This is a genomic window from Streptomyces sp. NPDC107471 (assembly GCF_055582845.1).
The window spans coordinates 111375-125735 of sequence record NZ_JBVJPC010000001.1 but is presented as its reverse complement, the minus strand read 5'-3'; the positions used below and the strand labels follow the sequence as shown (position 1 = coordinate 125735).

At 67.0% G+C, this 14361-nt stretch carries 10 protein-coding genes; all 10 read right to left on the bottom strand.

Translation table 11 applies throughout. From position 1 onward, the window contains the following. Positions 1–40: 40 nt before the first annotated feature. Positions 41–2107, bottom strand: coding sequence for a DUF2075 domain-containing protein (locus tag ACZ66S_RS00555; protein WP_469898636.1), 2067 nt, complete (start codon positions 2105–2107; stop codon positions 41–43). 438 nt (positions 2108–2545) lie between these two features. Further along, positions 2546–4438, bottom strand: a complete 1893-nt coding sequence (locus tag ACZ66S_RS00550; protein WP_469898635.1) for a DNA/RNA helicase domain-containing protein — start codon at positions 4436–4438, stop codon at positions 2546–2548. A gap of 227 nt (positions 4439–4665) precedes the next feature. After that, the gene (locus tag ACZ66S_RS00545; protein ID WP_469898633.1) at positions 4666–7176 is read right to left on the bottom strand and encodes a GmrSD restriction endonuclease domain-containing protein; all 2511 of its coding nucleotides are present in this window, start codon (positions 7174–7176) and stop codon (positions 4666–4668) included. Positions 7177–7551: 375 nt separating this feature from the next. Then, positions 7552–8805 (bottom strand): hypothetical protein, encoded by a 1254-nt coding sequence (locus ACZ66S_RS00540; RefSeq protein WP_469898632.1) that lies wholly within the window; start codon positions 8803–8805, stop codon positions 7552–7554. A 401-nt stretch (positions 8806–9206) separates the two neighbouring features. After that, positions 9207–9866 carry a hypothetical protein gene (locus tag ACZ66S_RS00535; RefSeq protein WP_469898630.1) on the bottom strand — a complete coding sequence of 220 codons (660 nt, stop codon included), beginning with the start codon at positions 9864–9866 and terminating at the stop codon, positions 9207–9209. Positions 9867–9987: 121 nt separating this feature from the next. Further along, positions 9988–11514: a putative T7SS-secreted protein gene (locus ACZ66S_RS00530; protein ID WP_469898628.1), complete on the bottom strand. Its 1527-nt coding sequence runs from the start codon at positions 11512–11514 to the stop codon at positions 9988–9990. A 22-nt stretch (positions 11515–11536) separates the two neighbouring features. Beyond that, positions 11537–12232 (bottom strand): hypothetical protein, encoded by a 696-nt coding sequence (locus ACZ66S_RS00525; RefSeq protein WP_469898627.1) that lies wholly within the window; start codon positions 12230–12232, stop codon positions 11537–11539. Next, a complete protein-coding gene (locus ACZ66S_RS00520) occupies positions 12232–12540 on the bottom strand; it encodes a hypothetical protein (RefSeq protein WP_469898626.1) in 309 nt (102 codons plus the stop codon). Before ACZ66S_RS00520 ends, ACZ66S_RS00525 begins: the two co-directional genes overlap by 1 nt. A gap of 193 nt (positions 12541–12733) precedes the next feature. Further along, positions 12734–13858, bottom strand: a complete 1125-nt coding sequence (locus tag ACZ66S_RS00515) for a M24 family metallopeptidase (protein WP_469898625.1) — start codon at positions 13856–13858, stop codon at positions 12734–12736. Positions 13859–13971: 113 nt separating this feature from the next. Next, positions 13972–14334 carry a MazG-like family protein gene (locus ACZ66S_RS00510; RefSeq protein WP_469898623.1) on the bottom strand — a complete coding sequence of 121 codons (363 nt, stop codon included), beginning with the start codon at positions 14332–14334 and terminating at the stop codon, positions 13972–13974. Positions 14335–14361: the final 27 nt, after the last annotated feature.

Genomic DNA, 14361 nt, shown 5'->3' with positions numbered 1-14361 from the left:
GGGTGGTGGGGTCTTCGGACCCCACCACTGACTCCCACTGTCAGCTCAGGAATTCGAAGCTCAATTGCAGATCCTGCGGTCCGGCCTTCGCTTGCTTCCCCTTCTTTTGCCCGCCTTTCGGCACCGAGGGAAGCCGGACTGCGCGTGCTTCCGGGGGAAGCCTGTCCCACGTGGGGCGAAGACCGTCGTCCTCGACAGGGCCGACCATTTTCTTCAGGTATGCCTGAGTCTCGATATCAGTCGAGTACAACACCGTCGCGCGGCTGGCCCGGGTCATCAGCACGTGATAAGCGTTGCGCACGCATTCGTCGAACCGCTCATTGTTCCTGGAACGGATACTCTCGTCCGCGGATCCCGGCTTCCGCACCCGCCACACCCCGCGTTCCTTGTCGCGGGTCAATGCCGCGCGCCGGTACTCCCAGTGGTCCTCACGCCAGACCATGTCGTCGCCGATGATCACGCCGCACCAGTCCCACTCCAGCCCTTGTGCGCTGTAAACACAGCCGATCTGGCCGACGCCCTCGGGTCGTACCCCCCAGAGCTTGGCGGGCGGAGCGTCGTTCGCACCCTGTTTGTCTCCCTTGACATTCCACGGGCGATGCCAGTCTCCGATACGTACGTCGGACTCAAGCGTCCCGTCCTTACGCAGCGGCGTCCACGGCCAGCAGAAACCCGCGACCATACGCGCGCTCGCTCCTGCCTCGCTCTCCTCCAGGATGATCCGCTCCAGTTCCTCAGGGCTGTCCGCCACCTCGACGTGCATGAGACCGTCGGGTATCCAGGTGTCCGCCTCCCGGTTGGAGATGCCGAGGAGATCGTGGACCCAGTCGCGATAGCGGTCGCTGCCCCCGCAGCGGAACTGCTTGTGGAGCTCGTACATCCTGGGCGTGATGTGACGGTTCTCCGCGGCTTCTCTGATCAGTGCCGCGGTCCCCACCTCGTTGGGGCGAACGACCTGGCTACCGTCCAGCAGGAAGACGGTCACGCGGGCGGCGTCGAGGAGATCATCCACCTGCGGCTGTTTCCCCCACTTCTCCTCCGGCAGGTAGCGGGACGTCGAGCGCGCGCGAAGGCGGTGCGCCTCGTCGCAGATGAGCAGATCCAACGGCGGCGCAGGCGGAGTGATGAAGCTGCTGAAGAAGGCGAACCGGTCCTGGAACTCTCCGTCGCCGTAGCCGACGTGCCTCTTCATCGCGGCGTCGAACGCTCGGGAGCCGCTGGCGTACTTCACGCTTTGTCCCGCGGCCGAGAAGTGCTGCAGCAATTCCAGGCCGATCGCGCTCTTGCCGCTCCCGGCCCCTCCCTCCACGATGAAGACGGCGCGCTTCTCGTCCACTGGAAGACGCTCAACGGCAAGGCGGATGTCTCGGAACACCCGACGCTGTTCCCCTCTCAGGGTGAACACAGTGTCCTCGCCCCGCGCCGACAACATCGCGGTGAGCAGCGGTGTGGTTCGGATGGCCAGCCGCTGCAGGACCCTTTCCGCAGCAGAGGCACTTCCGCTCTCCGCGAAGCGTTCCCGAAGGTCGTCGAGGAGATCCGCGCGTGTGTCGGCCGTGATGGTCAACGCGTGCGGTCCCGTGGAGGTGCGGGCGGAGAACAAGGGGCCCACATCCGAAGCGCGGGCGTTGTGCAGGTAGGAGAGACCTGCGTACTCGATCTGCATTCCTTTGAGCGGGCCCTCGTCACCGGTGAAGAAGTCATAGGTGGCTTGGAGTTGGTCGCTGGGGTGCGCCTTGGGGCTCGCATAGCCGGGCACCGCGACTCTCTCAGGCCTCTTCGCGCTCTGCGAGACCGAACTCCACCGTTTGAGTTCCACAAGCAGGACCGATTCCCGGTCTGTTTCAGGATGCCGCCCCACCAGCACGACATCCACGGGTGCGTCAGCACCCTCGGGCTTGCACTCCACGAGCATCCGTACATCACCGCGGCCCGCGCTCACCAGGTCGTTGGCCAGCTGTGTGAGGCTTTCCTGCCAGGCGGCCTTCTCCCCGTCGCTGACTTCCTTCTTCTTGAAAGACAGCCAGCGCGCGGCCAGATGGGACAGCAGCAGGCGCCGCTGATCAAGTCTGAGTAGGTCCACCGCAGGAAGCTGCAGCAGGAGCACGAGAACATCCCCCAGGACACGAGAAACTCGTGCGGGTGGGGGCATGTCCTGAGGGAAGCCCGTCGGGCCGCATCCGACTACTGATCACTCTACGGTCACATCGCTGAGCGGCACCCGTGCTCAGACGACCAAGGCGTCGGCACCGTTCGACAACGCGAATGACGAACCGGGCGTGGGCTGGGCCTCGTGGATCTGCTCGCGCGCCGGGACCGGGTGCGGTGGTCAGCGGTTGGGAATCGGGCGCGGTGCCGGGTGTCCGCCGCACCTGGGTCGGGTCGGGGAACTTCCGTGCTCGGCCCTATGAGGACTGCGTGTTCAGGAGTGCACCGCCCTTGATGACGGCGGCATTGACATTGGACGAACACCACGGGCGGCGAGCAACCACACGAATCCTGACGCGGGTGACACTGGCTGACCACCTTTCTCGCCCAGGACGAACTACACGAGCTCCCTCACCTCGGCCCGAGATGCCGGATGAATCAGCGACCGCAGCTTCTCGCGGGTCTCCGCGTCCGTCGAGTACAGGATCGTCCCGACCATTCCCCGCGTCAGCAGCACCTTGTACGTGTTGCGGATGAGGCGGTCGACGTCGGCGTCAGGCGTGGCCTTCGTGAAGGACGGGTCCTTCGAGGCCGAGCGGTCTACCACCCAGCGGTCCGTTCGCCAGACCAGGTCAGGGCCGATGATCACGCCGGACCAGTCGTACTCGAAGCCCTGCGCGGTGTAGACGCAGCCGACCTGGCCGAAGCCGGCCGGGTCGGTGGCCCACAGGGGGGCGGGTGGTGCGCCGAGGGCGGAGCGGTCGCCGTAGAGGTTCCAGGGGCGGGACCATTGGCCGATCACGACGTCTTCGGGCAGTGTCGTCATGTCAGGCGTGATCTTCGTGGTCCACTTCCAGCAGTAGCCGGCCGACATGCGGGCGCCGTAACCCTCCTCTCGGCGCGCGACGAGGAAGTCCTCCAACTCCTGCGGGGTTTCGGCGGTCAGTAGCTGCAGCTTTCCGTCGGGCTCCCACTGGCTGGGTGTGCCGCCGTCCAAGCCGAGTAGGTCGATGACCCACTTCCCGTACGCGTCGCTTCCGCCGCACCTGAACTGGCCGTCCAACTCCACCACCGTGCAGCCGAGTCCCTCTGCGGCGGCGGCCCGCTCGATCTCCTGCCTGGTCCCCATCTCACCGGGACGCACCACCTGGTGCTGGTCGAGCAGGAACACGGGGACCCGGGCCGCGTCGATCAGTTCCGCCACCTGGGGGCGTCCGGTGCGGAGTGCTGCCTTGGTGTAGCGGTTCGCAGAGGTCTTCCGCAGCCGGTGGGCCTCGTCGCAGATCAGCACGTCCAGGTCGTTTGGCTCGGCGTCCATGAAACTGTTGAAGTACATGAACAACTGCTGCACTTCACGCTTCTTGTGCCCCGCGACCCTGCGCATCGTCTTGGTGAACGACGCGGATCCGGTCGCGTGCAGTGCGGGAACCCCACGGCGGTACAGCTCACCCAGCACCGACAGCGCGATGACGCTCTTGCCTGATCCGGGACCGCCGGTCACCACGATCACCTGCTTGTGGTTGCCGCGCTTGGCCCTGCGGACGGCGGACATCACCTTCTCGTACGCGACCCGCTGCTCGGCGATGAGCACGAACTGCTCCCGGTCGCGGATCTCGGCTGCCGCTACCGACATCAGCTGCTTCGACGGCCGTACCTTGGCGCCGAGCAATACGTCGGCCACGTGCGCGCCGGGTTTCGCGGCGAGCCGCGAGCGCAGGAAGTCGAGGAAGGCGCCGCGCTGTTCGCCGGTGTACATCCGGCCGTACTGGTTCTCCTCGACGTTCCTCAGCCCAGCGATCTGGAACTCGGTCGCGTTGTGCAGGAACGCCACGCCGGCCAGCGAGTCGGGCATCCGCTCCAACGCGCCGTTGAACGACCGCAGATACTCGCAGTAGCCCCGTACCTGCTCGATCGGATTGAGGACGGGTTGCGCGTACGCGTCGATCCGGCACAGCAGTGGCTCGTCCTCCTCCGGGTAGGCCGCGCTCCACTGCTTGAGTTCGACGACGACGTACGACGGCTCGCCTGTGGTCGGGTGCACACCGGCGAGTACGGCGTCCGCGCGCTTGCTGGTCAGGGGCAGGCTGTACTCGACGAGCACCTCCACCTCGCCGAGCCCGGCCTCGATGAGCGCGTTGACGAGGGCGGGGAGGCTGCGCTCCCAGGAACGTATCTCCGCCTGTGCGGGCCTCCGGCCGTGCTGGTGACGGAAGTTCTCGGTCAGATGCAGCGCCAGCGACCCTTCGAGGATGCGGGCGGCCACGGAAGCCGCGGACTCACGGAACAGCAAGGAAACGCCCCCAGGCAGCACGAAGAAGACTCGTGCGGGTGGGGGCATGTCCTCCGACGTCCGCCGCGCAGGCGGATCAGGAAGCCCGTCGGGCCGCTGAGATGGTGGTCATCATCCTAGGTGAGCGGGTCGATCACGCGGGAGGGGCGGGGGAGGGGGTCGGTCAGGTGGTGTCTCGCCGAGCGCGTTCCGTAGTAGTCCGGCGACCCCGGCTTCAGGCCCTGCGCTCACGCCTTGCCCCGCTCCTCCCAGCGGCCCCGGAACCACGCCAGTGTCTCGGCGAGCAGTTCGCGGTTGCGATCCTTTTCCAGTACTGACAAACGGAAGTTGGGGCGCAGCTCCAGCTTGCCCTCCGGGATGTCTACGCCCTCCAGTTCGTCAAGTCGGGCGAGGAGTTCGGCGCGCAGCGCTCGGTCGGTGAATGGCTCGCGCGCGGCCAGGTACTGGAACACCACCTCCGCGGTGCCGCCCCGCCCACCGCCTGGGTAGAGCGTGAGCGGCCAGATACCGCGGCCCGGCGCGCCTGCCTCCCCGAGCATGAGGAACGCGCTCGTAGTGACCTGGCCCGCCCCGTGCCCGATCCAGCCACCGAGCTTCTCCCAGCGGGCGAAGAGCGCGCGTACCGCCCCGACGGTCTCAGGGGAGTCGTCCGCCGCGAGCTGACGGAAGAAGCGGTCTGCGCGCGTCTCCTCTCCCTGGCTGCCGGCCGGCGTTCGCTGTGCGGTGTCCTCGCCCTCGGTCCGGTCATCGTCCTCAGCGACCAGCAGCGCGAGGTCGTCGGCGGTGAGGCGCTGGACCGGGTCGGCGGCTCCCGCCACCGTGAACCGGATGCCCTCGGCCGCCAGCCGGGAACGGACGTCGCCGCTCTCGTCTTCAGACGTCCAGCGGAATCCCTCGGAAACCCTGCCCTCGGACGTGAGTACCCGGTACGCGTTGGCCACCCCCGGCGTTCCCGCCAGGTGGTTGCCCACAGCCTGGGCTCCGGAGCCAAGGAACGCCGCGAGATCTCCGTACGACGTCCATGTGCCGTGGGGGAGTGCCGCGAGGACCTGGTGCGCCAGGTGCCAGTCCCGGCTGCGAGCCGCGCGGCCGACGCCGCGCATTGGGGCGGGCCACAACGCGACCGCACGGTCCGCGAGTTCGTCGGCGCGTGCGGTGATCTCTTTTGCGCCCCACCGTTCAGTCGCGGCAATGCGGCGGTTCATCTCCAGGTGGCTGCCCTGGAGCAGGCCCTGTTTGCGCTCGAAGGGGTGGTTGGACAGCTCGGAGTTGACCGCGGTGAGCGTCAGGTTGCCGAGGGTGTGCTGCAGGCGGGAGTGCAGGTCCTTCGCACTCTCCCCGTCGGCTGCCTCCTCTTCCAGCGTCTCCAGCCATTCGTCGCTTGGCGACTGCGGCATGACGTGCTCGATGGTGAGCTGGGCTGCGGCGAAGTCAACTGGCTCCGGGTGCTCGTAACTCTCCTCCAGCCGCTGCAGCACCACCTTCCGCTGCTGTGAGCGTCCGAACTGGTAGAAGGGCGCCTTCTGGATCTTCTCGCGCAGTTCCCGGTCGTCGGGCCAGAACCGGTTCTCGGAGGAGAGCAACTGGTGCAGCCCGTCAGCGACGGGCGCATCGAGCGGGAGCTGTCCGGGCACGGCCTGGAAGATCCTGTTCAGGTTGTTCGTCGGCACCCGGCAGATCATCCGGCGCACCAGGAAGCTCTCGATGTACGACATCGCACGGGCAGTGTCGGCGGAGTCGAGGTCTCCGCCTGCGCGGCGGTCGAGGAGCAGCATCAGTGCGGGATAGGTGACCTGGGCCTGCCAGGCGTCCAGGCGGTGCAGATGTGCGCGGACTGCGGCGTCGGGCTCCTCTTCAGGGTGGAGCAGGCGGTGGAAGACAGCGGCACGGCCGTGCAACTCCCTGATGTAGTCCTCGATTTCCTTCTCGCTCGCCTCGCCGCGCTCGAAGCGCTGCTGCTGCGCCGCGTAGAGGTCCTGGCGGCGTACCCGGTCGTCGCCGTCGAGGACCAGTTGCAGCCACATGAGCTGTTCCAGCTCTTCATTGCTCAGGCTGTCCTGCAGCGGAAGCCAGTAGGTCTCGTAGACGTGCTCGCCGCGGGTGGGCAGCTTCATGAACAGGTAGTTGCGCAGCAGGTCCGCCTGGCTGAGCTTGAGCCCGGTGTTGTTGAGGGACTCGAAGATGCGGTGCACGTTGTCCCCGTGCTCGGCGGTCACCGCCACCAGCGTCAGCCGGGAGGTGATGGCCTGCTCGATGCGGAACACGTCCTGCGGGGCGGACGGGTCGGTAGCCTCGACAAGTTTGCGGCGGAAGAAGGTGTAAGCCGTGGCGACACTACCGCCGACCTGTTCGGTGAGCGGTCCGCGGACGTGCGCGGCGAACTGCGTCCGGTCCGCCTGGGTCGGTAGCAGCCGGAAGTGGTCGATGCCGGTCTGCCACTTGTTGATCAGGTATTGCTCGTCGATCCGCTCGGCCTGACGCGGCTCGGCGTCCTTGAGGTGATCGCGGATCGCGGCCAGAGCGAGGGAGAGCGTGGTCAGCCGCTGCTGGCCGTCGACGACGAGCCATCGGGGGAACGTCGCATCGTTCTGAGGTGACGGCGCGAGGACGACGGATCCCAGGAAGTGCGTGTTCGCTTTCTCTCCGCGGTCGATCAGCTCGGCCTGCTCCAGGATGTCGCTCCACAATTGTCTGAGCTGCTTCTCCGTCCAGGAGTAGGTCCTCTGATAGAGCGGCACCTGGAATTGCTGAGCCCTCCCCTGCACGAGATCGGCGAACAGAGTCTCCTTTGCCTGCATCGTGGTCCCCCCCAAGGCGATCGTGGCACGTGGGAACGACCATAGGGCCTCCCGCTGGCAGTCACGGGAATCCTTTCAGTTCTCGTCCAACAGTCGCACTGCAGTGCGTAGGGCGCGGCGACCTTGGGAGCGACTGAGTTGGGGCGCCGGCGACCTGACAGTGAACGGCCCACCGCCACCACATGGGGTGCTCAGGAGAGATTGCCGCTGATGAGAGCGGAGTCGACTCAGATGAAGCCTGCGGCGGCAACCCGAGCCCGAGAGCTTGCTGGTCCAGCCGGACATACGCCCGCGTGGCCGACGGGTGCCGCTCGCTCAGGCTTCCGGGTCGTGTTCCTCCTCGTTCCCGCGCCGGCGACGAGCTCGCTCGGCTATCCCACTTGAAAGTCTGCTCGTAGTTGATCTGGCCCGGTCGAGGGTCTCGTTGCCGAGACTTCTGGCGGCACCGACGCCTTTCGCTCCTGTTTCCAACGCCTTGTCCCTCACCTCCGCCGCCGCGGCTACCCAGCGTCTCGTCTCCAAATCCTGGCGACCGGACTCGATCCCGAGCCGATTGCGGAAGTCATGCACGCTCGTCACGACATGGTTGCTCGACTGGACCACGGCAGGGGACTTGGTCGGGTGCAGCAGCACCTTCGCGTTGGCCTCCTCGGCTGCCGAGGTCATCCGGGTCACCAGGCGCTCGGTGCTCCGCGAGATGAGCTCCAGCCGATTCCGCCGGGCGATCCGGATCCCGTTGCGATGCCGGTCCAGCTCCTCTGGAGCCGCGTCGAGCACCCGGTCGAGTTCGAGCACGGCTATCGCGTCCTGGAGCTGGAAGCACCGAGCGAGGACGGTCAGCCACTGCCTGGCCTTGGACTCGGCTTCCTCGGCTGCCGTGGCGAGTTCATCGACCTTGGCCTTGCGCTCCATTTTCTCCGCGAGTGCGTCAAGCCGGCGAAGTGCGTACACCTGGGTCGTCGCGATCGTCTCTGACGTGTTCTGCACTTTCGACCACGTGATCTCGGAGACTCGACCCACCTGCTCCCGGACGGTCATTGCCTCCTCGATCACGAACTCTGCTCCGACCATCTTCGCCAACTCGGCGTCTTCCTGGGCGCGGAGCAAGTCGTCGACCTTCTCCTCGATCGTGGCGAGATAGTCGGTGATCTCGTCCATGGCCTGCTGCATGGCGAGCTGCGCCATGACCGCCGCGACATTGGCCAGAACCGCCGGGTTGGCCTGAAGCGGTCGAGACCCCTTCGTGAACTCGACAAATCCTTTGATCTGGCCGCTGTCCCCTTTCAGCACGCCTGTGCTGAGACCCGTCGTGGAACTCTCTCTCAGCCCGTATTTGTCGACACGCCGTGCGGACTCCTTGGTGAGCTTCACCCAGCGGCCTGACCCGGCGGCGATATCGGAACTCGCTTGCGCGGCTCCAGCCGCGTTGCCGAGGGCGGATCGGAACCGTCGCGGCTTGAGGTTCTTCGACGACAGCCCTTCAGATACGAGGAAGCGTTCGACCGTCGCTAGATCCCCGATCACCGCCAGGCCGTCGCCGTCCCTGATCAGCTGGATCTCGTCATCCATGGTCACTCCTTTTCGGCCTCGCGGGCCGGACCGGATGCTCCTCTCGGGTCCGGCCCGTATAAGCATGCTGCGCGTCAGGCTGTCGGGTGGTGGCGGGCGGTGACCCCGGGGAGACGAGGCGTAGGTCCCGCTGTCCGGGCGGGACTTCTCCAGGCTCAGCCCAGCGATGGCGATGCAGTCGTAGTCGGTAGCACGACGAGCTCCACCCTGGAGACTTTCCAGTCGTGGTCGGGCGTTCCGTCTTAGATGGTGGTCATCATCGGGGACGGAGGGGGATTCGGCCCATGCAGGCATCCACACCCAGCTTCGGGCAGGTCTCCGATTGGCTTGACTCTCCTGAGGGAGGATGCTCGGAAGGCGACAGCTCTCTGCAGCCCACATCGTGCTCCCGCCCCTCCAGGTCAGCGCACACGCTCCCACGCATGCAGCACCGCCTGCGCATAGGCGACGCGAGTGTCCAGGCGTTGGGGCTCGTGGTGGTAGACCTTCTTGATTCCCCGGTAGTCCAAGGCCGTGCCGGCGCCGGTTGTGCGCCACCGAGTACGGGTCGGACCGTCAAAGCTGGTGTCGCTCGTGTCGCCCTCGAAGAGTGAGAGGACCAGCATGCAGAGGAAGAAGAGCAGCCAGAGCGGAGAGCTCAGGACGTACAGAAGCCAGGTGTATCCGCTCCCGACCTTCCCCGTGAACACCTTCGGTGCGCCGCTGAGTTGTACGGTCCAGCGGATACGGCGGGGCCACGGAAGGAACCGGCCCGTCCGGCGTGTGATGCGGGCGAGCGGGGCGCCGTCGGCCGCGTACACGTCGTAGACGTCCGGGCCGGCCGGCTGAATCGAGCACATCAGGCCGCCACTGCCTCCGCCGTGGATCCAGAAGGGAATCGGAGACCGGCGACTCCACCGTTCCGTCGTCCGCCGTTCGAAGATCTCCGCCGCAGGGGCGGCCCCACTCTGCGCGCCTGTCAGCTGGATCGTCGAACTCATTTCGACATCGCGCTGAGCACCCGCCGGGACAGGGTTGTTCGCTTTGACCACGAACGTGTATCGGGTCTGCGGCGATGTCATCGGCGGGTGCATTCTGGTCTCCGGCTCCGGGTGAGGTACGGATGCGCTCTTCGATCAGGTCATTCGTACGTTCGTAGAGGATACGGCCGCTGTTGACGCAGGCCGGAAGGTGTCGACCGGCTCAGCCGAAGGGGTTCACGGCGGCCGCGCGGTCGGCGAACTCCCCTGCGGCACCGCGCGCCCTGTCGACGCTCTCGTGGAACTTCTCGGACGCGTACTGGACGTCGTCCGAGACAAGACGGGCGCCTTCCGCGTAGAGCCCCTTCGCGCCCATCGCCGCCTCGTAGCCACGCGCTGTCCACGACCTCGGGTCGACGTAGTGGGAAACGGTGTTGCCCGCACTGTCGACGACCGGCCTTACGGAGTCCGCGATCGCCGGAATGCGGCCCAGAGGTGTGTTCTCGACCAAAGTCGGCATGAGTTTCTGAAACGGCTTGTCCAGCAGTCCGGCGCCCGCGCGGTACAAGGTGGAGTCCCCGAACTCCTTGGCGACGGCGACCGCGAAGCGATCCTTGAGGGTGTCGGCGGTGACGTGGATGGCATGCGCCTTCGAGCCGAGCTCACCCCAGTTCCGCATCACCCACTTCTCGGCGTCCTCACCGAGCTTCGCGGTTCCGCCGACGCTCTCGACGATGTCACCGGCGCGCTTCCAGGAGTCGGCGGCCTTCACCCCGAAGTCGAGGACGTTCATGGGGATCTTGACTCCGGTGAACGTTCCCTTGGCGACCTTTCCGATGCGGGCGAGGTCTCCGAAGGGTATGAAACCGGCCAGGTCGAGGCCGATGTCGAGCCAGTTGCCCTTCTTGGAGCCGGCCGCCCAGCCGACCCCGTGGAAGGCGAGCGCCCCACCGTTGAGGACCATGCCGATCGCCTCGAAGGCGATCGCGCCGATCACCGTCTCGGAGAAGACGACCGCGAGGACATCGCACGCGGCGCTGGCATAACCGAGCCAGTCACCGATCTCGTAGATCGTGTCTGCGTGGTCCTGGATCCATTTCCAGATGTCCCCGGCAAGATCTTTGATCTTGTCGCCGAGGCCGCTGAGGGCCTCCATGAAACGGTCGAAGAGGCCCGGTTCGTCCGGGGCGCCTTCCGCGGCCCTGCGAATGGCCTCGGCGGCAGCACGCGCGGCCTGCTCGTGCTCGCTGAGCAGGTCCTGGGCCTTCTTGACGATGGCGTTCAGGTCGCCGGTGGCCTCGTCGACCCGCTTTACAGCGTGGTCGAGCGCCTTCTGGGCGTTGTCCAGGGCGGCCTGGGTGTCGAAGGTCCGGCCCGCCAGTCTGAGATCCGGGTTGGCTTCCGCCTCCTTCAGTATCCGGCGAGCCTCTTCGGCCTCCCTCTCGTAGCGGGCGGCGAGTGTCTGGAAGTCCGTGAGTCGCGTGTGCCATGTGTTCAGGGCATGCGCGGCCTCGAGCAGCGACGTGTGCCCGTCGGCGAGGTACTTCGGCAGTTCCCCGACCTTCTTGGCGAAACCGGCTGCGGCGTCGCCCTCCCACACGCCGTCGGCCCTCCCCACGCGCGTGAGCGTGCCGTGGGCACCATTGAGCTGGTTGCCCACCTTGCTGAGAGCGGTGACGAGCTGCGCCACCGACGCCGGCACGCCGGGGGCCGGGTCGAAGCCGAGTGCGTCGTAGGTCTGTGTGGTCATCGGTGTGTCCTCCTCGACGCGATCAACCGAACGGGTGTGGCTGCGGGGCGAGACCGTCCGCGACCGCAAGGTCGTCCTCGGTGCCGCCGAAGGCGATGGTGTCGGCGATGTCCGCGAGGACTGCCTGGTAGTGGAAGAGATCCTGGACATCTGCCGTGCTCAGACACAGCAACAGAACCCGGTTCTCCTCGGGGAACGGAACCCAGAGTTCTACGCGCACGAAGAACCTCTCCTGCTCCCCGTCGTCAAGTGCCCATACCGCGCGGGAGCCGGCGACGTGGACGACGGCCGGACCGGCGGGCAGGGTGACCAACTGGGCTTCGCCGCCGTCCCCGTGCCGGTCCAGTGTTTCCACGATGCCGGCCGCCGCGATGTGGGGGGCCGGGTTGTCGAGATCGCGGACGCTGACGGTGAGCGTGCAACGACTCACCCGCTCGGGAGGCTGCGATCCGTCGGCGGTCCCGCCGATGGGAAAGATCCCGAGGGCCTGGTAGACGGTTCCCCCGGCCGCGAGTTGCCGGGAGTTCACGCCGTACATGGCGGCGGTGAACTTCCGGATGGGCTCCAGCTCATCCTGATCGCCCCAGTAGTCGCGGGCGAACTCCCGCATCTGCTCGTCGAAGGTCTCCTCCTCGACGTCCGCGCCGAGAGGGATCGGATGAAACTCGGGCTGAACAGAGAAACTCAGTGCGGCAGAAGCGGTTTGCTGATCGCGCATCACTTGGCGTCGGCCTTTCCGGCTCCGCTGAACGCCTCGGCGATCTGGTCCTCGAGCGCTTGGTAGATCTTGCGGGATTCGGAGAGTCCTTCGCTGACGCCACCGGTGGCATCGGCGATCAGGCCAATGCCGTAGCCCCATTTCTCCTCGAAGTCCTCGCAGGCCTGCTCCAGTTCAGCGTAGCCCGACCCCTCGGGGCCTATGTCCTTCAGCTGCTTCATCGCCGAACGCATGTCATCGGCACACTCGCCCAGCTGCGTGATCAGCTGAGCGAGCGCCTCAAGTTCAACTTTGTAATAACCGGCCACAGTTGTCGTACTCCCCCGAAGATGTTGCGCGCCGCCACCTGACTGAAGAAACGGCACATCATCCTATGCTTCCGACAACTGGCCGCCGTGGTGGCCCTCCTGGGGCGCACAGACCCTTCACTGCGGTGGCAGAGCGCAATACCGGAGTGCCACCTGAGCTCTCGCCGCCCACCTCGACGTGCGGGGCCCTCGGTCACTCAACGATCGTCAACTCGTAAGGGGCGGCCGGGTTCAGTTGCCGTGCCCCGTCCTCCGTGCACGTCACCACATCCGCCAGCCGCACCCCGAACCGCCCCGGCAAGAACATCCCCGCTCCGAGTGCGAAGCACATGCCGGGGGCCAGGAGGGTTTCCTCGGTTTCGGTGAGGTCGGGGGGTTCGTGGGGGGTTGTGCCGATGCCGTGGCCGGTTAGGGCGGTGGTGTAGTCGGTCAGGTCTGCGGCTTCCAGTGGGGCGCGTGCTCTGCGGTGGATCTCCTGGCAGGGCACTCCGGGGGCGATCGCCTCGAGGGCCGCCTGCTGGGCTGTGCGGACGGTGTCGTGGAGCGTGCGTTCCTCCTCCGTCGGTTCGCCGACGTGGATCGTGCGGGTGGTGCGCGAGGAGTAGTCGTTCAGCAGGCCGCCGAAGCGCAGGACCACCATGTCGCCCTTCTTCAGGGGCCGTTCGCCCGACCTGTGGTGCGGGTTCGCGCTGTTCCGGCCCGACGCCACCGTTGCGAAGACCTCGCTGTGGCCTTGGGTGTGCAGCAAGTGGGTCAGGTCGGTGGCGACCTGTATTTCACTTCGGCCCGTGAAGCGGGTGGTCAGGAGGTCCTCGTACGCCGCGTTCGCCGCGGTTCCCGCCGCCGCGAGGCGGGCCACCTCGTGGTCGTCCTTCACCGCGTGCAGCAGGGGGAGTACGGCGGTCAGGGGGCGGTACGTCGTCAGCGGCAGGGCCTCCTGGAGGCCGAGGAGGTGCAGGGCCCACGTGGTGTCGGAGACGCCGTAGCGGCCGTTGGGGAGGAGGAGGCCGGTGGCTGCCGCGTACGGGTCCTGGCCGTCCTGCCAGTCGGAGACGCGGAGGGCGTCCGCGCCCGGGGCCGTCTCCGCGTCGGGGCGGTCGAGGGAGGGGACGAGCAGGCGGGGTTCGGAACCGGGGGTGAGGACGAGGAGGGTGAGGCGCTTCGTCGGCGCGGTGGGGCGGTAGCCGCACAGCCGGACCAGGTCCGGGCCGGGGGTGACGAGCAGGCCCGCCAGTCCGGACGCGGACGCGTCCCTGGCCGCCTTCGTCATACGGGCCGCGTAGTCCTGTTCTGTGAAGGGGGCGGGGGTGTCGTTCATGAGGCTCCTCCGACCGCTGCCGTCGTCCGGTTCATCGTCGGAGGAGGGGGGTGGGGGTGCCCGGGGGCGTAGGCCGATCGGGTGATGGGCTGGGGCTCGTCGTGGTGGGTGCGTCAGGCGGGGCCGGAGCCCAGCGAGCGCTCCGTCACCCGGCTCAGGTGCCTGTGGAACACCTCGCGCGTGTCCGGCGTCAGCGTGCGCAGCGCCACGAGTGCCGTGATCACCACGTCGCACAGTTCGCTCTGTACGTCCTCCCAACTGTGGCTGACGCCCTTGCGGGGGTTCTGGCCGATCGCCCCGATCACCGCCTCGGAGACCTCGCCGACCTCCTCGGAGAGTTTCAGCATCCGCAGGAGGAGGCCCTCGCGGCCGCTCACCGGCTGATCCGTCTCCAACCAGGTCCACAGGGCGTCGACGGACTCCCAGAGATCGGGGGAGGGGGTGGGGGTGGAGGTGGGGGTGGCCTGATCACTCATGCGGGGCAGCTTGTCATGGGGCCCCGC

Bases quoted from the DNA above. Each gene is read 5' to 3' on its own strand.
- ACZ66S_RS00540 (WP_469898632.1), bottom strand. From the start codon at position 8,805: ATGGATGACGAGATCCAGCTGATCAGGGACGGCGACGGCCTGGCGGTG.
- ACZ66S_RS00510 (WP_469898623.1), bottom strand. From the start codon at position 14,334: ATGAGTGATCAGGCCACCCCCACCTCCACCCCCACCCCCTCCCCCGAT.
- ACZ66S_RS00515 (WP_469898625.1), bottom strand. From the start codon at position 13,858: ATGAACGACACCCCCGCCCCCTTCACAGAACAGGACTACGCGGCCCGT.
- ACZ66S_RS00535 (WP_469898630.1), bottom strand. From the start codon at position 9,866: ATGACATCGCCGCAGACCCGATACACGTTCGTGGTCAAAGCGAACAAC.
- ACZ66S_RS00530 (WP_469898628.1), bottom strand. From the start codon at position 11,514: ATGACCACACAGACCTACGACGCACTCGGCTTCGACCCGGCCCCCGGC.
- ACZ66S_RS00525 (WP_469898627.1), bottom strand. From the start codon at position 12,232: ATGCGCGATCAGCAAACCGCTTCTGCCGCACTGAGTTTCTCTGTTCAG.